At 73.8% G+C, this 18,927-nt stretch carries 17 protein-coding genes; 8 read left to right on the forward strand and 9 right to left on the reverse strand.

What is annotated here, in order from left to right; genetic code table 11:
* Positions 1–2: 2 nt before the first annotated feature.
* Positions 3–2,207: an ATP-dependent RecD-like DNA helicase gene (locus ACGFNF_RS05520; RefSeq protein ID WP_357578523.1), complete on the forward strand. Its 2,205-nt coding sequence runs from the start codon at positions 3–5 to the stop codon at positions 2,205–2,207.
* Positions 2,208–2,250: 43 nt separating this feature from the next.
* Positions 2,251–3,183 (forward strand): aminoglycoside phosphotransferase family protein, encoded by a 933-nt coding sequence (locus ACGFNF_RS05525; RefSeq protein ID WP_393165967.1) that lies wholly within the window; start codon positions 2,251–2,253, stop codon positions 3,181–3,183.
* A 4-nt stretch (positions 3,184–3,187) separates the two neighbouring features.
* Here ACGFNF_RS05525 and ACGFNF_RS05530 read toward each other — a convergent pair whose 3' ends face one another.
* The gene (locus ACGFNF_RS05530) at positions 3,188–4,759 is read right to left on the reverse strand and encodes a helix-turn-helix domain-containing protein (RefSeq protein WP_357578521.1); all 1,572 of its coding nucleotides are present in this window, start codon (positions 4,757–4,759) and stop codon (positions 3,188–3,190) included.
* Positions 4,760–4,894: 135 nt separating this feature from the next.
* Between ACGFNF_RS05530 and ACGFNF_RS05535 the strand changes: the two genes are divergently transcribed.
* Both ACGFNF_RS05535 and ACGFNF_RS05540 read left to right on the forward strand, forming a co-directional pair.
* Positions 4,895–6,157, forward strand: coding sequence for an FAD-dependent oxidoreductase (locus ACGFNF_RS05535; protein ID WP_357578520.1), 1,263 nt, complete (start codon positions 4,895–4,897; stop codon positions 6,155–6,157).
* A gap of 187 nt (positions 6,158–6,344) precedes the next feature.
* A complete protein-coding gene (locus ACGFNF_RS05540; RefSeq protein WP_311411082.1) occupies positions 6,345–6,617 on the forward strand; it encodes a GlsB/YeaQ/YmgE family stress response membrane protein in 273 nt (90 codons plus the stop codon).
* 124 nt (positions 6,618–6,741) lie between these two features.
* Here ACGFNF_RS05540 and ACGFNF_RS05545 read toward each other — a convergent pair whose 3' ends face one another.
* Positions 6,742–7,086: a hypothetical protein gene (locus ACGFNF_RS05545; protein WP_357580863.1), complete on the reverse strand. Its 345-nt coding sequence runs from the start codon at positions 7,084–7,086 to the stop codon at positions 6,742–6,744.
* A 480-nt stretch (positions 7,087–7,566) separates the two neighbouring features.
* On the opposite strand from ACGFNF_RS05545, the gene ACGFNF_RS05550 reads away from it, so the two are divergent.
* Positions 7,567–8,310, forward strand: coding sequence for an N-acetyltransferase (locus ACGFNF_RS05550; RefSeq protein ID WP_357580862.1), 744 nt, complete (start codon positions 7,567–7,569; stop codon positions 8,308–8,310).
* 16 nt (positions 8,311–8,326) lie between these two features.
* Here the strand turns inward: ACGFNF_RS05550 and ACGFNF_RS05555 are convergent, their stop codons facing one another.
* On the reverse strand, positions 8,327–8,896 hold the full coding sequence (locus tag ACGFNF_RS05555; RefSeq protein WP_393165971.1) for a TetR/AcrR family transcriptional regulator: 570 nt from the start codon (positions 8,894–8,896) through the stop codon (positions 8,327–8,329).
* Positions 8,897–8,967: 71 nt separating this feature from the next.
* Between ACGFNF_RS05555 and ACGFNF_RS05560 the strand changes: the two genes are divergently transcribed.
* A complete protein-coding gene (locus ACGFNF_RS05560) occupies positions 8,968–9,459 on the forward strand; it encodes an FBP domain-containing protein (protein ID WP_393165973.1) in 492 nt (163 codons plus the stop codon).
* On the opposite strand, the gene ACGFNF_RS05565 is transcribed toward ACGFNF_RS05560, so the two are convergent.
* Both ACGFNF_RS05565 and ACGFNF_RS05570 read right to left on the reverse strand, forming a co-directional pair.
* On the reverse strand, positions 9,385–10,620 hold the full coding sequence (locus tag ACGFNF_RS05565; RefSeq protein ID WP_393165975.1) for a hypothetical protein: 1,236 nt from the start codon (positions 10,618–10,620) through the stop codon (positions 9,385–9,387). The genes ACGFNF_RS05560 and ACGFNF_RS05565 overlap by 75 nt on opposite strands.
* Before the next feature lie 155 nt (positions 10,621–10,775).
* Complete coding sequence (locus ACGFNF_RS05570) at positions 10,776–11,936, reverse strand: epoxide hydrolase family protein (protein ID WP_393165977.1); 1,161 nt, start codon at positions 11,934–11,936, stop codon at positions 10,776–10,778.
* A 200-nt stretch (positions 11,937–12,136) separates the two neighbouring features.
* Between ACGFNF_RS05570 and ACGFNF_RS05575 the strand changes: the two genes are divergently transcribed.
* A complete protein-coding gene (locus tag ACGFNF_RS05575; protein WP_393165979.1) occupies positions 12,137–12,832 on the forward strand; it encodes an ElyC/SanA/YdcF family protein in 696 nt (231 codons plus the stop codon).
* Positions 12,833–12,948: 116 nt separating this feature from the next.
* Here the strand turns inward: ACGFNF_RS05575 and ACGFNF_RS05580 are convergent, their stop codons facing one another.
* Positions 12,949–14,154: a peptidoglycan DD-metalloendopeptidase family protein gene (locus ACGFNF_RS05580; protein WP_393165981.1), complete on the reverse strand. Its 1,206-nt coding sequence runs from the start codon at positions 14,152–14,154 to the stop codon at positions 12,949–12,951.
* A 236-nt stretch (positions 14,155–14,390) separates the two neighbouring features.
* Between ACGFNF_RS05580 and ACGFNF_RS05585 the strand changes: the two genes are divergently transcribed.
* Complete coding sequence (locus ACGFNF_RS05585; protein ID WP_393165983.1) at positions 14,391–15,443, forward strand: zinc-binding dehydrogenase; 1,053 nt, start codon at positions 14,391–14,393, stop codon at positions 15,441–15,443.
* A 27-nt stretch (positions 15,444–15,470) separates the two neighbouring features.
* Here ACGFNF_RS05585 and ACGFNF_RS05590 read toward each other — a convergent pair whose 3' ends face one another.
* The 3 genes from ACGFNF_RS05590 to ACGFNF_RS05600 form a co-directional block, all read right to left on the reverse strand.
* A complete protein-coding gene (locus ACGFNF_RS05590) occupies positions 15,471–16,427 on the reverse strand; it encodes a DUF1152 domain-containing protein (RefSeq protein WP_393165985.1) in 957 nt (318 codons plus the stop codon).
* Between the two features lie 55 nt (positions 16,428–16,482).
* Positions 16,483–17,310 (reverse strand): DUF72 domain-containing protein, encoded by an 828-nt coding sequence (locus tag ACGFNF_RS05595; RefSeq protein ID WP_225852285.1) that lies wholly within the window; start codon positions 17,308–17,310, stop codon positions 16,483–16,485.
* A gap of 168 nt (positions 17,311–17,478) precedes the next feature.
* Positions 17,479–18,837 (reverse strand): hypothetical protein, encoded by a 1,359-nt coding sequence (locus tag ACGFNF_RS05600; protein WP_393165987.1) that lies wholly within the window; start codon positions 18,835–18,837, stop codon positions 17,479–17,481.
* Positions 18,838–18,927: the final 90 nt, after the last annotated feature.

An 18,927-nucleotide genomic window follows, 5' to 3' on the forward strand; every position in this document is an offset into this window, starting at 1 on the left:
GGGTGACTGCCCCCACCCGCCCGTCGTCGGCCGTCCTGGACGCGGTGCTCGAACGGTTGACCTACGTCAACGAGGAGACCGGCTACACCGTCGCCCGGGTGGCCACCGGCCACGGCAGCGACCTGCTCACGGTGGTCGGCGCGCTGCTGGGAGCCCAGCCGGGGGAAAGCCTGCGCCTGTCCGGCCGGTGGTCGTCGCACCCCCAGTACGGCCGGCAGTTCGAGGTGCACTCGTACACGACCGTTCTGCCGGCCACGATCCAGGGCATCCGCCGTTACCTCGGCTCGGGGCTGGTCAAGGGCATCGGTCCGGTGTTCGCCGAGCGGATCGTCGCCCACTTCGGCCTCGACACCCTCCGCGTGATCGAGGAGGAGCCCGCCCGGCTGGTCGAGGTGCCCGGCCTGGGACCGAAGCGCACCGCGAAGATCACCGCGGCGTGGGAGGAGCAGAAGGCCATCAAGGAGGTGATGGTCTTCCTCCAGGGCGTCGGCGTGTCCACCTCCCTGGCCGTGCGGATCTTCAAGCAGTACGGCGACGCCTCCATCACGGTGGTCCGGAACGAGCCGTACCGGCTGGCGGCCGACGTGTGGGGCATCGGCTTCAGGACCGCCGACACCATCGCCCAGGCCGTCGGGATCCCGCACGACAGCCCCCAGCGGGTCAAGGCCGGCCTCCAGTACACCCTGTCCGAGGCCACCGACAACGGGCACTGCTACCTGCCCGACGGTCAGTTGGTCGCCGACGCCACCAAGATCCTCGACGTGCCCGCCGACCTCGTCACCACCTGCCTGGACGGGCTCGTCGGTGAGGAGGGGGTGGTCCGCGAGACGCTGCCCGGGCCGGACGGCGAGCCGACGGCGGCGGTCTACCTGGTGCCGTTCCACCGCGCCGAGCAGTCCCTCGCCGGATCCCTGCTGCGGCTGCTGCGCGACCGCGCCGACCGGCTGCCCCACTTCACCGGCGTCGACTGGGGCCGGGCGCTGGCCTGGTTGAAGGCCCGCACCGGCACAGAGCTGGCCCCCGAGCAGGAACAGGCCGTCCGCCTCGCCCTCACCTCCAGGGTCGCCGTGCTGACCGGTGGCCCCGGCTGCGGCAAGAGCTTCACCGTGCGCTCGATCGTCGAACTCGCCGCCGCGAAGAAGGCCAAGGTCACCCTCGTCGCGCCGACGGGCCGCGCCGCCAAGCGGCTGTCGGAGCTGACCGGGCACCCGGCGGCCACCGTGCACCGGCTGTTGCAGCTGCGCCCCGGCGGGGAGGCCAGCCACGACCGGGACAATCCCCTCGACGTCGACCTCCTCGTCGTCGACGAGGCCTCCATGCTCGACCTGATCCTGGCCAACAAGCTCGTCAAGGCCGTTCCGCCCGGCGCGCACCTGCTGCTCGTCGGCGACGTCGACCAGCTGCCCTCCGTCGGCGCCGGCGAGGTCCTGCGGGACCTGCTCGCCGCCCCGGCCATCCCCCGGGTCCGGCTGACGCAGGTCTTCCGCCAGGCCGCGGAGTCCGGGGTCGTCACCAACGCCCACCGCATCAACGCCGGCAGGCCGCCCCTGCTCCAGGGCCTCAGCGACTTCTTCCTCTTCGCCAGCGACGACACCGACGCCACCGCCGCCCTGACCGTCGACGTCGCCTGCGCCCGGATCCCCGCCCGCTTCGGCCTCGACCCGCGCCGCGACGTCCAGGTCCTCACCCCCATGCACCGCGGCCCGGCCGGCGCGGCGGCCCTGAACACGCTGCTCCAGCAGCGGCTCACCCCGGCGCGCGAGGGGCTACCCGAGCGCCGCCTGGGCGGACGGGTGTTCCGCGTCGGCGACAAGGTCACCCAGGTCCGCAACAACTACGACAAGGGCCAGGCCGGCGTCTTCAACGGCACCGTCGGCATCGTCACCGCTCTCAGCACCGACGAGCAGACCCTGACGGTACGCACCGACGAGGACGAGAGCATCGACTACGACTTCGACGAACTCGACGAGCTGGCCCACGCGTACGCCATGACGATCCACCGCTCGCAGGGCTCCGAGTATCCCGCCGTGGTCATCCCGCTGACCACCAGCGCCTGGATGATGCTGCAACGCAACCTGCTCTACACCGCTGTCACCCGCGCCAAGAAGCTCGTCGTCCTGGTCGGTTCCCGCCGCGCCCTCGCCGCCGCCGTCCGTACCGTCGGGGCCGGGCGTCGCCACACCGCCCTCGACCACCGCCTCGCCTGAGCACTGGCTGCTGGCGAACCGCAGGAGGAGTTTGATCGTGCAGGTGGAGCCGTTGGTCGAACGACGGGCACACCAGCTCGGCGACGTGGGCCGGCGATGGCTCGCCCGGCTACCAACGCTGATCGCCGAGCTGGAACGCCGGTGGCACATCGCCGTCGGCGCTCCCCTGGCCGGCGGAACCGCGGCGTACGTCGCCCGGGCCCGTACGGCGAACGGTCGCGACGCCGTGCTCAAGCTGGTCCTACCCGATCCGGACCTGACCCGCCAGGTGCCGACCATGGTCGAGGCGCGCGGCCACGGGTACGCCCGGCTGTTCGCGCACGACATCGAGCGGAACGCGATGCTGATCGAGGCACTCGGGCCGTCCCTGAGCCAGCTGGACACACCTGTCGAACAGGTCATCGAGGTGCTCTGCCGCACGCTGCGCCAGGCCTGGCGAACGGCGCCGTGGCCGGAACTCACCGCCGCCCCGACGCTGGACAAGGCCTGCCAGCTCAGCGAGTTGGTCGGCCGACTCTGGGAGGGCCTCGGCCAGCCCTGCCCGGAGCGTGTCGTCGCCCGGGCCCTGCACTTCGCCGAGCAGCGCTGCGCCGCCGCCGACCAGCAGCGGTACGTCGTCGTGCACGGCGACCCGCACCCCGGCAACGCCTTGCGGGTGCCGACGCCGCGGACGGGGGCCGAGTCCGGATTCGTGTTCGTCGACCCGGACGGCTTCCTCGGAGACCGCGCCTACGACCTCGGCGTCGTGCTGCGCGACTGGTGTGCGCAGCTGTCGGCCGGCGACGCCCGCGGCACCGCGCGACGGTACTGCCAGCTCCTGGCCGGACACACCGGCGTCGACGAGGCCGCCATCTGGCAGTGGGGCTTCCTGGAACGGGTCTCCACCGGCCTGTTCCTCATGCAGCTCGGAGACGTCGCGCAGGCGCGGTCCTTCCTCGCCACCGCCGAAGCCCTCGTCGCCGAGAACGTGCCGTGACGGCTCAGCCCCGCGCACGCGCCCCGGTTACGGCGGTCGGTGCGGGGCGCAGCGCCGCGAGCTGGATCTGCAACGCCAGCCGCGTGCGCGGCGAGTCGAGATCCACGGCGACGACCTCGGTGAGGCGACGCAACCGGTAGCGGAGCGTGTTGGGGTGCACGTGCAGCTGCCGGGCGGCCCGCTGCGGGTCGCCCTGCTGGTCGAGCCAGGCGGCGACGGTGGCGACGTAGTCGGTGCCGTGCTCCCGGTCGTGGGCCACGAGACCGGGCAGGGGGCCGCCCAGCAGCAGGTCGACGCCCGGCACGGCGCCGACCACCCGGTGCACGACCAGCTCCGCCCAGTGGTCCTCGAACCGCAGCACCGGGCCCCGCTGCCCGGCCGGACCGCGCAACGCGAGCAGCTCCGCCGCCTCGGCGCGCGAGCGCGGCAGGTCCGCCAGGTTCCGGGCGACGCCGCCGGACGCGGCGTACAGACCCGGGTCCTGCACGGCGACGTCGTGGATCAGCTTCTCCATCCACCGCCGCGAACCGGGCGCGGCGCCCTCGTCCACCAGGACGGCGAACAGGACGTCCCCGACGTCAGCGAGCAGCGGCTGGCGCCAGCCGTGCCGGCGGGTGATCGACTCCCACAGGGCGAGGTTGTCGACCATCTCCCCCGTACCGCCGAGGGCGACGACCCGCCACGGTCCCTCGGGCAGGGCCAGCTCCTCCCGGCCCAGCCCGCCGGGGGCCCGCAGGACCGCCCGCAGGCGGTCGGCCGACACCCGGCGCGCGACGTCGGCCTGCACGCGCAGGCGGAGCAGGTGCAGGGCCAGCACGGACGCCGTGCCCTGGAGGTCGCGCAGCCGCTCCTCCGGCACCGGGCCCTCGACGACGGCCCAGATCGAGCCGAGCAGCTCGCCGCCGGCGCGGATCGGGACGACGAGGCGGGGCAACGTCCCGTCCGGGCCCTGCGGTACGAAGATCAGCTCGCTGCCCGTCGCGAGCTTGCGGAAGACGCCACGGGAACGGAAGTGGGCGATCACGTTGCCGGGGGCGCGACGCCCCACGATCGTCGACACGCGCGCCGGGTCGGTGCGGTCCTGGCGCGACGAGTAGGCCAGCACCCGGGACTGGGCGTCCTCGATCGTCACCGGCGCGTCGACGACGGCGGCGGTCGCGTCGGCGAGGGCGAACAGCTCGTCGTAGACGCCGGGCTCCCCGGCCTCCGACGAGCCGGGCGCGACGGCCCGGTCGATCATCCCGCGGAGCAGCCAGACGAGCTGGGCCCAGGAGCCGTGACGTTGAAGCTCGACCAGGGTGAGGCGCCGTTCGGCGGCGGCCGACGTCACGTCGGGGTGCGCGGCCAGCGGAGGCTTGAGCACCAGGCCGGCCGCCCCGGCCTCCTGGCAGCGCGCGACGACGGCGAGGGCCTGTTCCGGGGTCGCGACGCCCGCGCCGAGGACGAGGTCACCGCTCTGGCCGGTCGTGGCGTCGTCGGCGAGGGTCACATCGCGTACCTCCGCCTCGTCGGCGGGGACGACGACCTTGAGCAACGCGGCGCCGGCCGCGTCCACCACGCCAGCCACGGTGAGCATGCCGCGATTGTGCCCCGATCTTGTCCGGCAGGGCCAATGACCTGGGCGATCCTTGGCCGGAACGGACAATGACCTCCCGGCCCGGTGGGGACAGGATTGGCCGCGATCCCTGTCGCGCCCGAAGGAGAAGACGCCATGTCCCCCGTCGAGTCAGTGCCCGCCCCCCAGCACGTCGCCGTCGTCGGCGCGGGGATGGTCGGGCTGGCCACCGCCTGGTTCCTGCAGGAGCGGGGGGTCCGGGTCACCGTGCTCGACCGTACGGGGGTCGCGGCGGGCGCGTCGTGGGGCAACGCGGGCTGGCTCACCCCCGGCATCACCACTCCCCTGCCGGAGCCGGCGGTGCTGCGGTACGGGGTGCGCGCCGTGCTGAGCCCGTCCTCGCCGGTCTACGTGCCGCCGCGCGCGGACGCCCGGTTGCTGCGGTTCCTGGCCGGCTTCGCGCGGCACAGCACGGCGTCGAAGTGGCAGAGCGCGATGCGGGCACTCATCCCGATGAACCGGCGGGCGCTGGAGGCGTTCGACGCGCTGACCGCCGGTGGGGTCGCGGTGCCGACGCACGAGGCGAAGTCGTTCCTCGCCGCGTACCGGACCGAGGCCGAGCGGTCGGTCCTGCTCGACGAACTGGCGCACATCCACTCCGCGGGCCAGGGGATCGAGTTCGACGTCCTCACCGGGGCCGAGGCCCGGGAGGTGGAGCCCTCGCTGTCGGACACGATCGGCGCCGCCATCCGCCTGCACGACCAGCGCTACGTCAACCCGGGCCAGTACGTGCACGCCCTGGCCGACTCGGTCCGCGCGCGGGGCGCAGCGGTCAGGGCCGGCGTGGACGTCCTGGACGTCCGCGACGAGGCGACCGGTGTCCGGGTGGTGACCTCCGCCGGCACCGACGAGCGCTACGACGCGGTGGTGCTGGCGACCGGCACCTGGCTCGGCCAGTTGGCCCGGCGCTTCGGCGTCCGCACCGTCGTGCAGGCCGGCCGCGGCTACAGCTTCAGCGTCGCCATCGAGCACCTGCCGGCCGGCCCGGTCTACTTCCCCGCGCAGCGCGTGGCCTGCACGCCGCTGGGCGACCGGCTGCGCGTCGCCGGCATGATGGAGTTCCGCAGCGCCGAGGCGCCGCTGGACCGGCGCCGCGTCTCGGCCATCGCCGAGGCCGCCCGACCGCTGCTGCGGGGCGCCGACCTGGACACCCGCACCGACGAGTGGGTCGGCTCGCGACCCTGCACCCCGGACGGCCTGCCCCTGATCGGCCGGACCAGGTCGCCGCGCGTCTTCGCCGCCGGCGGCCACGGCATGTGGGGCATCACCCTCGGCCCGCTCACCGGCGAGCTGCTCGCCGAGCAGATCACCGGCGGTGGGCAGCCCGTCGAGCTGCGCCCGTTCGACCCGCTGCGCTGACGGGCGTCCGCCCGGGGTCGAGGAGTGGCCGGCGCGGCGTGCGTCGGATGACGCCATGACGTTTCGTACCCGGCCCCATGACAGTTGTATGAAGAAGCTGTGGAAGTGACCGGGAGTGGTTTCGCCGCCCTTCCGGCGGGGGCAACACCGCAGCTCGACGACAACTCTCCCGGAAGGACGGCTCCACGTGGAAGTCACCGGTTTCTTCACTGCCATCATCATCGGCCTGATCATCGGGGCGTTGGGCCGCCTGGTCGTTCCGGGAAAGCAGAACATCCCGATCTGGCTCACACTGCTCATCGGTGTGGTGGCGGCGATCCTCGGCACCCTCGTCGCCGGGGCCCTCGGCGTCGACGACACCAAGGGGATCGACTGGATCGAGCTGGCCCTCCAGGTCGTCTTCGCCGCGATCGGTGTCGCCATCGCCGCCGGCGCCTACGGTCGCCGACGCATCCGCTGACCTGCACGTCCCACGGTGCCGGCCCGCCCTCGTGGCGGGCCGGCACCGTTTTGTCCGCCGAGGCGCCGGGAACCCGCCGCGCCGCCCGTGTCCCTCGACGGAGCGCCGACGGCAGGCGGCGGCCCTAACGGCGACAGTCGCCACCGCTGCGGCCGCTGTCCGCACGCCGACGAGGCTCCGGCTGGCAGGTGGCGCAGAGCCGGGTCGACGGGCGATGCGCCAGCTCCTCGATCGGGATGTCGCGGTCGCACCCTCCACAGGTGCCGTAGCGGCCCTGTTCCAGGTAGTGCAGTGCGCGGGCGATGTCGCCCAGGGCCCGTCGCGTGGCGGCGGTCAACGCGGCGGCCGCCTCGCCGTCGGAGCGCATCCGTCGGGCCTGCCGGTCCAGCAGCGCCAACTGGATGCTGTGCCGCTCGTACTGCTCCTCCAGGACGATCCGGAGCACCCCCAGCTCGGCCTGCCTGCTCACGACGTACACGATCGGTCCTTCTCCCTGCTCGGAACGAAAAGAAAGGGCGGAGCGCTGATGCGCTCCGCCCGCCGGTGCCGGTCCTGTGGATCTCGGACGGGTGGCGGCGGGCGGCGCTGACGAGGCGCCCGCCGGGTCGGCGGCGCGACGATCGGCGCGACGGCGCCCCGGCGGACGCGGGCGACCGACGGCACGGCGAGGCGACGGGTGATCGCACCCCCGACGAGGTGGGCCCGCGGCCCGGTGGTCGCGGGCGTCCGCGACGGGGCGGGAAACTCCTGGTACGCCGCGGTGCGGGGCTGCCGGGAGGGGCCGGGGGCGGTCACGGCGCCACCATAGACCGGACGCCCGCACACCGGCCAGCGCCCGGCGCCCCGGGGCCCGTCGTGAGGTTGCCGGATCGGTCGCGGCGGCCGTGACCCGTCGCACAGGCCCCGAAATCGACGTGCGCGTGACGACCCGGCGCTCTAGGTTTCCGCCGTGACCCTCGACATCGTGCGCCTGGCGGACCGCCCCGACCTCGGCCGTTCGCTCGACGAGGACTTCGACGGGGCGTGGCCGCCGTTCATGCTGTGGGACCCGATGGGCACGGTGTACTACGGCGTCGCCCACGACCTGTATCCCGAGTTCGTGTTCGCCGCGGTCGATCCCGCCGACCCCGCCCGCGCGGTCGCCCGGGCGTACGCGGTGCCGCTGCGCTGGACCGAGTCCGAGCTTCCCGACGGCGGCTGGGACCGGGTGATCCAGCGGGCCACCGTCAACCGCCTGACCGGCGCCGACACGAACATGGTCTCGGCGTTGGAGATCTGCATCCGGCCCGACCGGCGCGGCACCGGGTTGTCCGCCGTGATGCTGGCCGCCATGCGGAGGGCCGCCGCGGAACTGGGCTACGACACGCTCGTCGCGCCGGTCCGGCCGAGCGGCAAGCACACCCGGCCCGAGCTGCCGATGGCGCAGTACGCGGCGCAGGTCCGCGAGGACGGCCTGCCGGTCGACCCCTGGCTGCGGGTGCACGTCCGCGCGGGCGGACGCATCGAGCGCGTCGCCACCCGGTCGATGACGATCGCCGGGACCCTCGCCGACTGGCGTCGCTGGACGGGCCTGCCGTTCGACACCAGCGGGCCGGTCCACGTGCCGGGGGCCCTCGTGCCGGTGCACTGCGACGTGGCGCACGACCACGCCGTCTACGTCGAGCCCAACGTCTGGGTCAGGCACCGCCTCTAGGCGGGTCGCGCCGGGGTCAGGGCGCGGGCCAGTTGCGCAGCAGGGCGTCGAGGGCGTCCAGGACCCGTGACCACGTCTCCTGCGTGTCGGGGGCGCTGTGGCTGAACCCGCCGCCCATCTCCAGGCTGACGTAGCCGTGGAAGACGCTGCCCAGCAGCCGGACCGCGTGCGTCTGGTCCGGCTCCGTCAGGTCGTAGCCGCGCAGCAGCGCCCGCGTCATCTGCGCGTGTCTGCCGCCGGCGCTCGCCGCCGCCGTCTTCGGGTCGAGCCTGAGCTGGGCTGCGGCGTAGCGGCCGGGATGTTCCCGGGCGTAGTCGCGGTAGACGTTCGCGAGGGCGGTCAGGGCGTCCTTGCCGGCGCGCCCGGCCAGGGCGTCGGCGGCCCGGTCGGCGAGTTCCTCCAGGGCGAGCAGGGCGATCCTGGTCCTCAGGTCCTGGGAGTTCCTCAGGTGCGAGTACAGGCTCGCGACCTTGACGTCGAACCGCCTGGCGACCGCCGAGACTGTCACCTGGTCGAAGCCGACCTCGTCGGCCAGTTCCGCTCCCGCCAGGGTCAGGCGTTCCGGGGTCAGTCCTGCGCGTGCCATGCTCCTCCGCCCACTCGGCATAACCCATTATGCATTTGCCTAATACCTTTAGGGAAATTAGCCTGCCGTGCATGAAGCCGCTGACCGAGCAAGAGATCCGCACCGCCTTCGTGAACTGCACCAAGGGCGAGGCGAAGCGTCTGTCCGTCCCGCGCGACCTGGCCGACCGGCCCTGGGACGACCTGGACTACCTCGGCTGGCGAGATCCGCAGGCCCCTCACCGCGCCTACCTCGTCACCGAGCTGGACGGCCGGCCGAGGGCCCTCGCGCTGCGCTGCCCCAGCCCCGCCCCCTCGCAGCCACGGCGCGGCATGTGCTCGATGTGTCTGACCACCCCCACCGGCGGCGTCTCCCTGATGGTTGCGCCGAAGGCGGGCAAGGCCGGGCAGCAGGGCAACACGGTCGGCACCTACCTGTGCAGCGACCTCGCCTGCTCGCTGTACGTGCGGGGCAAGAAGGACCCGGGCGCCGGCGCACGGCTGCCGGAGTCACTCACCCTGGAAGAGAAGATCCAGCGGACCATGGCGAACGTCGCCGCGTTCATCGCCACCGTGACCGCCTGATCCCCTGCCGACGGCTCCGTGCTGCTGAGGGACCTGAAGCCGGGCCGGGAACTGCGCACGAACGTGGAGTACCACGCCGGCGTGGGGCGGAGCACTGGCACCGGAATCGCCCTGCGGACAGGCGAGCCACCGCGGTGAGGGAGCCGCCGGCGCGACGGCATCGCCGATCCGCACCACTTGCGGCGCCCTGACCGGCGCGGGTACGCGTGTCACACCGCCCCTGGTGGAGGCCGCCAGCGCACCGGCCTCCGACGTCGCCGGGCCCGTGTTGCACGCCACCGGCTCGCGTCGGGCGGTCGGTGCGGCGCCCTCGACGGGGTTCGGCGTCGCGGCGGCGGCGGAGGCGCCCCGCGCGCTCTCGTCCGCCCGGTACGGCGGGCCGCCCCGCTCCGGCGAGGCCGGGCCTGCGGCGGTCAGCGCCACGAACGCCACCGCGACGACGGCGGCGGCCAGGGCCGCGCGACGCTCGGCACGCAGCATGGTCGACGGGGCCTGATCCGGGTGGACCGGCAGCGGTGGCACCGGCCGCACACGCCGGTGGGCGGCCAACAGGGCCCCGAGCTGCGCGGTGACGGCGGCCCGTTCGCCATTGGCGGCGGCGAAGGCGAGGGTGAGATAGAAGCGGAAGTTCACGGTCGCGGCGGCCGGCACCCGCAGCCCGGCGAGCCGGCGACCGTCGGTGGCGTGCAGCAGGGTGAACGGCACCTCGGGATGGTGCGCGGGCCCCACCAGGTCCGCGTACCTCCACTCGTGCCGCCATCCGCGCCCCGAGGAGAAGGCGACGCGGTGGTTGGTCACGACGGCCATTCCCGTGTCGAGGGCCCGCACGCCCCTCGGCAGCGCGCGGGCGGCGGCGTCGTCCGTGGCGACGGTCAGGCCCGGGGCGGGCAGCCCGGCGCCGTGCCGCGCGTCCGCCTCGACCAGGTCAGCGACCGGCAGTACCCGGTAGACGACCTCGTCGGCGTCGAGGTCCACCGGCAGGCCGGCACGTGGCTGCGTGCACCCGAGGAACCCGGCCGCCTCGATCCGCAGCCGGGCCAGGTGGTCGTGGTGCCGCTGCCAGGCCGCCACCTGCGCGTCGTACGCGCACCGCCGCCGGTCGTTCTCGCGCTCGGCCCACCTGATCCGCCACGCGGGCTGCGCCGACGCCGGGATCGCCATGCGGGAGTGCGAGGCTGCCGTCACGTCTCGTACAACCATCGGCCGCCCGATGAGGAAACTGGTGCAGGTCGATACTTCCCATTGCTACCGTTAGCACCGGTTCGGCCCCCGACACCGACCACCGGGGGCCCTTCCCTGCCCGGCGCCCCTGGGGCTCAGGCCCCGCCGAGGGTCCGGGCGAACCGGCGGATGTCGTCGACCAGGAGCCCGGGCTGCTCCAGCCCCGGGAAGTGCCCCCCGCGGTCGTGCTCGGTCCACTGCACGATGTTCGGGAAGGCCTGGTCGGCCCAGGCCCGGACGGGCTGCGAGGGGTCGTGCGGGAAGACCGCCACCCCGAGCGGTACCGGCACCGGGGGCTGCTGCCGCGGCGCGGCGCTGACCGGGAGCATGTCCGCCGTCTCGTGGTAGAGCTGGGCGGAGGAGCCCGCCGTCCGGGTGAACCAGTAGAGCGACACGTTGGTGAGCAGGCGGTCCCGGTCCACGGCGTCCTCGGGGCTCTTGCCGGAGTCGGTCCACTCCTTGAACTTCTCCACGATCCACGCGAGCTGCCCGACCGGGGAATCGGTCAGGGCGTACGAGAGCGTCACCGGGCGGGTGGCCTGGATCTTCATGTAGCCGGACTCGTCGTCGACGAAGCGGGCCAGCCGGGCGAGCCGCCGGCCGGTGTCCTCGTCGAGCGCGCCCAGCTCGCGCGGGTCGCCGGGGGGCGGCGTGATGAGGAAGTTGACGTGCGCCCCGATCGCGTGCCCGGCGTCCGCCGCCGCGAGCGCGACCGTCACCCAGGAGCCGAAGTCGGTGCCCTGCGCCAGGTAACGGTCGTAACCGAGCCGCCCCATCAGCTCGGCCCACGCCCCGGCGATGCGCGGCACGCCCCAGCCGGTCCCGGTGAGCGGGCCGGAGAAGCCGTACCCGGGCAGGGACGGGATCACCACGTGGAAGGCGTCCGCCGGGTCACCCCCGTGGGCGCGCGGATCGGTCAGCGGCCCGACGAGGTCGACGTACTCCAGGAAGCTGCCCGGCCAGCCGTGGGTGAGGACGAGCGGCGTCGCGTCCGGCTCCGGGGAGCGTACGTGCAGGAAGTGCACCGTGGCGCCGTCGATCTCCGTGACGAACTGGGGGTACTCGTTCAGCCGCGCCTCGGCCGCCCGCCAGTCGTACCCGCTGCCCCAGTAGTCGGCCAGCTCCCGCAGGTAGGACTGCGGCACGCCGCGTTCCCAGCCGTCCGCGCCCGGCTCGTGCGGCCAGCGGGTGTCGGCCAGTCGTCGGCGCAGGTCGTCGATGTCGGCCTGCGGTATCTCGATGCGGAACGGCTTCATCCCAGCGCCCTCCAGGGTCACGGCTCGCGCGAGATTCACATCCTTGACGGCGTACGCGGGGGCGCGCACCTTCCGCCGTGCGGTCTGCCGCGCGGGCACCCGGCAGGCTCAGTCGGGGTGGGCCGCCGCGTCGGAGCTCTGCGGGGTCACGCCGGGACCCGGCAGTATCGTCGTCCGATGCGGACGAGGCGGAACACGCGGTGAACCCTCACGGAGGAACCCCTCGGGTCGTCACGGAGGAGGACCTCGCCGGCTTCACCGCCGGCCAGTTCCTGGACGTGCTGAAGGCCCTCACGGCGATCCTCACGCTGCCCCGATCGGCCGCCGACCACGTCGACGCCCTCGTCGTGGCCACCGGTCAGGGCGAGGGGTGGCGGCTCCGCCACGCCATCCGCGACTGGGAGGCGAACCCGGGGCTGCGTCACCTCCTGGTGACGAACGGGAACCCGGCTGAGCAGACGTACGTCGACCTCACGCTCGACCACCTGCGCGGCCTCGGCCTCCGGCGCGCCGAGGGGGTCTGCCTCCAGGCCGGACCCGCCCCCCACACCGGCCGGCAGGCCGCCTGGATCGCCGACCGGGCGCGGGGCCTCGGCGTCGCGAGCCTCGCGCTCGTCGTCTCCCCCTACCACCTGCCCCGCGCCTACCTCACGGTCCTCAAGGCGCTGGACAGGAGGAACCTCCGCCTGCCCGTCATCCCCGTCCCCGTGGCCGTCTCCCCGGACACGCCCGTCCCGGAGACCGGGGCCACCGCCTACGACCTCGTGCCGGGGGAGGTGAAACGGATCCTCACCTACATGGACGAGGACCAGGTCGCCACCCTCGGGGAACTCCAGCAGTACCTCCGGTGGCTGTGGAGTCGCCACGGGTCCCTCCTCGCCGGCGCCCCGGGCTGACCCGCCCGGCACGCCCCCGGCACATGTGCGGGGCCTGTCGCCCCCGGCCGCCCACGAGGCGCAGGGGCCCCGCCGAAGTGGCGGGGCCCCTGCGTCGACGCTCGGTCGGATGCCGGTCAGCACCAGCCGTTGACCGGGCCGTTCACTCCGCTCCACACGTAGGCGTCGGACACCCAGGTGCCGTCGCTCAGCCGGTTCCACAGCGCCGTGGTGCCGTACCGTCCGGCGTGGGAGGTGCCGTTGGCGGAGCAGGAGACGGTGACGGTCGCGCCGTCGCCCACCGACCCCCGCAGGGCGTACCCGGTGCCGGGACCACCCCGCTTGTTCACCGTGCCCCCGCCGTTGGCGTCCACCACCGCCTGGTTGAAGCCCAGCGCCCCGTAGTTGTAGAGGGCGCCGCCGGCACCTCGCCAGGTCGAGCCGTGCCGCGCGCCGCCCTGGTAGGGACCGGCGCCGTTCTCGAACGCCCACTTGCCGATGCCGTGCCCGCCGATGGAGACGTACGCGCTGTTTTGCCGCAGCCCGAAGTGGACGTGCCGGCCGGAGGCCGCCCCGCCGCAGGTGACGTCGGTGCCCGTGTAGCCCAGGTACGCGCCCTGGCCGACGGCGGCGCCGTTGACCGAGATGCTGCTCCACAGGTGGTAGTAGTCGGTCGAGTAGCCCCGGTCGTGGATCACCCGGATCCACCCCGTGCACATCGTGTACGCCGTGCCGGCCCGCGCCGCGCGGACCACCTGGTCGCCGCCGGCCAGGTCGATCGAGCTGTACGGCGCCTCGGAGCCGCCCCAGCCGTGCGGGCCGCCGGTCAGCGTCCAGGTCTGGCCGACCGCGAAGGGCAGGGCCATCCCGGTCCGGTAGTCGCCGCCCGCCTGCATGGTGCTCGGGGTGCGCGTGAAGACCGCCTTCTCCTGCTTGTTCACCAGGGGCGACTCGGCGGCCAGTTCGCCGAAGCCGGCTTCGCCGTCGAAGTTCACCCGCCAGGTGCCGGCCTCGGCACGGGCGATGAAGATCGCCCCGGTCGGGTGGACGTCCTTCTCGTGGGAGGTGACGGCCACTGCGGTGCCGAAGGCCCACTGGCCGTTGCGGCGGGTGACGGTGACGCGGGTCTCGGAGCTCTCGGCGTGCTCCGCCGCGGGGCTGTCGGCGTGCTCCGCCGCCGCAGCCTGGGCCTGCCCGCGCAGCTTGGCGGTGACCGCGTCCTCGACGCTCACCCGGACCGGGTCGGGCGTTGGCGCGGCCGCGTGCGCGGCGGTGCCCGCGACCAGGACCTCCGTCGCCAGCAGGGCTGTGGCGATGCCGACCCATCGTCTGACTTGCACCATTGACGACCTCTTTCAAATCGAAGGACATCGCTAAGTGGTGCTGACGATAGACAGAACGAGGAATATTGTCTACATGTTGACCCGCCGGCAATGAAGGTATGTTTCGGCACGGGGCCGGTCGGCGGGCGGGACCCGACCGGACCGGGGACACCCCCGCCGCCCCGAATCTGCTGGTAGCCGGCCTCCCGGCGCGTTCCGGGTGGGAGACTGGGGCGGTCGCCGAGGAGGGATGGCGTATGTCTGCTGGTCGCTACCTCGCGGTCGCCGGTCCGCGCGAACTCCGTGCGGGCGAGGTGTCCGCGACCGAGCCCGGGCCCGGCCGCGTGACCGTCGACATCACGTACACGGGGATCTGCGGCACCGACGTCCACGGTTACACCGACGGGCACATGCTGCCACCGGCGGTCTTCGGGCACGAGTGGACCGGTTCGGTCTCGGCGGTGGGCGCCGGCGTGGACGGGCTGCGGGTCGGCCAGCGCGTGGTGGGCGCGGTGGGGCCGGCGTGCGGCCGTTGCCGCCAGTGCGTCGCCGGGCACGCCCGCCACTGCGACACCGTGTTCGCCGAGGCCAACGGGGTCGACGCCGACGCACCGCCGCACGGCGCCTTCGCCACCCGGGTGCAGGTGACGGCGCGGCGGGTCATCCCGGTTCCGGACGGCCTGTCGGCGGTGGAGGCGGCGCTCGTGGAGCCGGCCACGGTCACCTTCCACGCCGTGCGGCGGGTGGCGGCGGAGTACGGCAGCACCACGCTGGTCCAGGGCGCCGGCCCGATCGGGCTGCTCACCGCCCAGCACGCCCGCAACGCCGGGGCGGGGCCGATGATCATCTCGGAGCCTTCCGCGGCGCGCCGTACGCTGGCCGGCAGGCTCGGCTTCACCCACGTGGTCGAGCCCGCCGACCTGCCGGCCGCGCTGGACGAGCTCACGTCGAGCATGGGCGCCGACGTCGTGTACGAGTGCAGCGGCGTTCCGTCGCTGCTCCAGCCGTCGGCGGAGCTCGTGCGCCGGGGCGGGACGCTCGCGCTGCTCGGCTACCCGCTGGAGAACTCGAGCGTCAGCTACGGCGACTGGCAGAGCCGGGAGCTGACGGTGATCGGGTCACTGGCCTACCAGCACGAGGACTTCGTGGGCGCGATGCACGCGATCGCCGCACGTCGCATCGACGTGGCGGCACTGCACACGGGCACCTTCGGGCTGTCGTCGCTTAAGGACGTCCTCGACGAACTCGACTCGGGCCGCAGCGAGCACACCAAGGTGCTGATCGACCCGAACCAGCCGGACCGGGCCTGAGCCGGCGGGCGGCGCGGCGGCGAGGGGTCAGTGCGGGAAGATCCGGGGCGTACGCCGCTCGACCTCGTCGCGGAAGTCCTCGATCCGGGAGGCCACCTGTCGCATGCCGACGGTGTGCTCCAGGCGGTCGAGATAGAGCGAACGGCGGGCCAGGCCGTCGAGGTCGAAGCTGAAGTAGATCGCCATCAGCGGGTTGACGAACAGGGTGCTGCCCCGGGTGCGGCGGGTCACGTGCACGTCCCCGTCGGCGCCACGGATGGCGGCGGCGATCTGCCCGTGCACGATGCTGGGCCGCAGCGGCGTGGCCGCCTGCCCGTACGCGACCGCGTCCCGGTACAGCCGCGCCTCCCGGCTGCTGCCCGGAATGGACAGTGCCCCGAGGTACGCGCCGTCGCGGTCGAGGGCGGCGATGTTCTCCAGCACCTGGGTGTGGTTGACCCCGTGGTACGCGTCGATGCCGAACCCGAGGCACACCACCAGCTTCACCGGCACGTCCAGGCCGGCCACCGCCGCGAGGCTCGTCATGTCCTCGACGGGGGTGCCGAGGCCGGCCTCGTCGCCGCGCATGAGGATGTCGGTGCCCCCGTCGACCAGCACCACCGCGTCCACCCCGAGCGCGTCGACCAGATGCCGGTACGCGTCGCGCAGCGGCTCCACGCCCACCCGCGGGAAGGCGTACACGGTGCTCGGCTGGTCGTTGGCGGCGAGCCAGCGGGCCAGCGCCCGCTCCGGGAAGTACTCGTCGGGACCGGCGGTGTCCGGGGTGACGGCGGCGACGTCCTGCGCCGCCCAGGCGTCCAGGTCGAGCAGTTCGAGCCGCGTGAAGGAGAGGTTGGCCAGGTGCACGGTCCGACCGGCGTCGCGTAGCGCGACGGCCAGCGGAATGGCGGCGTACACGTCGAAGCCGCCGCCCGCGCCCGCGATCAGCACGGTGCGCGCCGGCTCCAGCGCGGCGAACAACGGCGGTACGGCCAGCGACCGCATCGAGCCTCCTCAGGTGGCCGGCACAGGGTTGCCGTGGCGGGCGGGGCGGTTCCGTTCAGAACAGCGTCGACGGCCCGACCGGCTCCGGCTCGGGCAGCGGCTCGACCTCGGGCAGGCGCGCCCGCACCTCGTCGTGGAACCGGCGGGCGAGCTCGGGCGCGTCGGCGTTGTCCGGGGTGTGCACGAAGATCGTCGGTGATCGGCCCTCGCGCAGCCACCCGGTCACCACGTCGAGCCACGGCTGCCAGCCCTCGACCGTACGTGCGGGGTCGTCGCGGCCGAGGTAGCGGACGATCGGCCGGTCGGTCAGCGCGCAGGTGCGCAGCGGGGTGCGCGGCTTCCTGGTCCACGCCTCGCGCTCCGCGTCGCTGGTCGGCGGGGTGCGGAAGAACGCGGTCGTGTCGAAGGGCACCCACTCGGCGCCGACGGTGGCGAGCGCCTCCTCCAGCGTCCGCGCCGCCCGGGGATCGTCGAAGAAGGCGGGGTGCCGGACCTCCACGGCGTACCGGTGGGCGGTGGGCAGCCCGCGCAGGAAACGGGCCAGCGCCGGCACGTCGGCCGGGCCGAACGAGCCCGGCAGTTGGATCCAGAGGGCGTGGGCCCGTGGGCCGAGGGGCTCGACGGCGTGCAGGAAGGCGCGGAGTTCCTCGTCGGCGCCGGTGAGCCGGCGCTCGTGCGTGACGACCTTCGGCAGCTTGGGCACGAACCGGAAGTCGGGGTCGGTCTGCTCCGCCCAGGAGGCGACCGTCTCCCGGGCCGGGGTGGCGTAGAAGGTGGTGTTCCCCTCGACCGCCGTGCACCAGCCGGCGTACGCGCGCAGCCGCTCGTGGGCCGGCAGCGGGTGCGCCAGGAAGCGCCCCTGCCACGACTTGTGCGTCCACATCGCGCACCCCACGTGCAGGCGCATCGGATCCTCCCACCGCTCGACGGCCCGACGCGGGGTGACCCGCGCCGCGGGTACGGTATCCGGCCGCGCCGGCGGCGGCGAGCCCAGGCGCGGGCGCCGGCCGTGCCCGTACGGCACGGCCGGCGCCCAGCGGCCCTGCTCCGGTCAGTCGCGGCCCAGGTCGTGCGGCACGGTGACCGTCACGGTGCAGCCGACCGGGCGGCCGATCTCGTCGTGCCCCGCGTAGGTCAGGGAGTAGACCCTGTCCCCACCGGCGCCGTCGCGTTCGGCCCGCAGCCGGCCGCTGGTGCCCGGGGTGCCGACGGTGAAGCCGCTGACGTCCGCGGCGTCGCCGCCGGTCACCGCCGTCAGGTTGAGCGCGTACGGGCCGAGCACCCCGTCGCGCAGGTCCGCCGTCACGGTGACGTCGACCATCTGGTGGTTCGGCGGCCACAGCACCGGCCGGTCCACCACGCAGTCCACCTCGCGGGTGGGCACCGGCCGGTCCAGGGTGGCGACGGCATGGCCGATCGTCGCGGTGAGCCGCCCGCCGGCCTCGTAGTACATGTGCGCGGTGCGCCCCTCGAAGTAGAACGTCGGCGCGGCCGAGCGCCCCAGGTCGGGCGCGGCGACCATCGAGTCGTGCACGACGCCGAGGTGGACCTCCCGGTCGAAATTCTCGCCGACGTCCACGGCGTGCATGTTGCCGTCGGCCGCGTGGAAGATCACCAGGTTGCGGCCGTTCCAGCGCAGGAAGAACGGGCCGGAGGCGTTCGGGCCCTGGATGCCCTGCGGGGTGACGATCGGGTCGGGCTGGATCGTCCAGGTGCGCGCGTCCGGGGAGACCGCCCAGCGGATCCGCCGGGACACCGGCCCGGTCGGCCCGGGCGGCGCGGCGGTCGGGTTGTCCATGAAGAGCATCAGGTACCGACCGCCCAGCCGCGGCACGGCGTGCTCGAACACCCGGGCGTAGGAGGTCTCCCCGCCGGTGCTGTCGTCGCGGCTGATCGCCGTCCCGCCGTAGTCGAAGTGGATGCCGTCCTCGGAGGTGGCGTACCGGGTGATCGAGTTCTCGCCGTGGAAGTAGAGGAACAGCTTGCGCTCCCCCTCCACCCAGACGGCGTGCGGGGAGGAGATGTGGCTGACCGTGGAGTAGTGGGGCAGCCAGGTGTTGCCGATCAACGGGTTGGCCCGGTACTCGGTCCACGGACCGTTCATCGAGTCCGCGTACGCCAGGGCGATCCCGCCGGGCCGCTCGTGGGGCGCGTAGTACAGGTAGTAGGTGCCCAGCGGGTTGGGGAAGTAGTCGGCGGCCCGGATGACGCTCGGGAAGATGAACTCGTTTGTCGGGTTGTAGGTCAGGGCGCTCTTGTCGAACGCGGTGCCCGCGTAGGTGAAGCGCGGGAAGTCGGGGGCCGGATCGGCGGCGGCCGGAGCCGCACCGGCCAGCGCGGTCACCAGCATGCCCGCGCCGGCTGCCGCCACGGCGGCGCGACCGGGCACTCGGACGGGTGCTTTCGTCATCGCTGTTCCTGCTCTGTCGGGGGATGGTGGGGCTCCCCCACCGCTCGGGCGGGCCGTCGGCGTACGGGGCCGTCGACGGAGGAGCCCAGG

Origin of the sequence: Micromonospora sp. NPDC048868, from assembly GCF_043198195.1 — a bacterium.
GTDB classification, from domain to species: Bacteria; Actinomycetota; Actinomycetes; order Mycobacteriales; family Micromonosporaceae; genus Micromonospora; species Micromonospora reichwaldensis.

Coding starts and splice junctions, on each gene's coding strand:
- ACGFNF_RS05595 (WP_225852285.1), bottom strand. CDS start 17,310: ATGTGGACGCACAAGTCGTGGCAGGGGCGCTTCCTGGCGCACCCGCTG.
- ACGFNF_RS05600 (WP_393165987.1), bottom strand. CDS start 18,837: ATGACGAAAGCACCCGTCCGAGTGCCCGGTCGCGCCGCCGTGGCGGCA.
- ACGFNF_RS05580 (WP_393165981.1), bottom strand. CDS start 14,154: ATGGTGCAAGTCAGACGATGGGTCGGCATCGCCACAGCCCTGCTGGCG.
- ACGFNF_RS05590 (WP_393165985.1), bottom strand. CDS start 16,427: ATGCGGTCGCTGGCCGTACCGCCGTTGTTCGCCGCGCTGGAGCCGGCG.
- ACGFNF_RS05570 (WP_393165977.1), bottom strand. CDS start 11,936: ATGAAGCCGTTCCGCATCGAGATACCGCAGGCCGACATCGACGACCTG.
- ACGFNF_RS05585 (WP_393165983.1), top strand. CDS start 14,391: ATGTCTGCTGGTCGCTACCTCGCGGTCGCCGGTCCGCGCGAACTCCGT.
- ACGFNF_RS05565 (WP_393165975.1), bottom strand. CDS start 10,620: ATGGCGATCCCGGCGTCGGCGCAGCCCGCGTGGCGGATCAGGTGGGCC.
- ACGFNF_RS05535 (WP_357578520.1), top strand. CDS start 4,895: ATGTCCCCCGTCGAGTCAGTGCCCGCCCCCCAGCACGTCGCCGTCGTC.
- ACGFNF_RS05560 (WP_393165973.1), top strand. CDS start 8,968: ATGAAGCCGCTGACCGAGCAAGAGATCCGCACCGCCTTCGTGAACTGC.
- ACGFNF_RS05555 (WP_393165971.1), bottom strand. CDS start 8,896: ATGGCACGCGCAGGACTGACCCCGGAACGCCTGACCCTGGCGGGAGCG.
- ACGFNF_RS05530 (WP_357578521.1), bottom strand. CDS start 4,759: ATGCTCACCGTGGCTGGCGTGGTGGACGCGGCCGGCGCCGCGTTGCTC.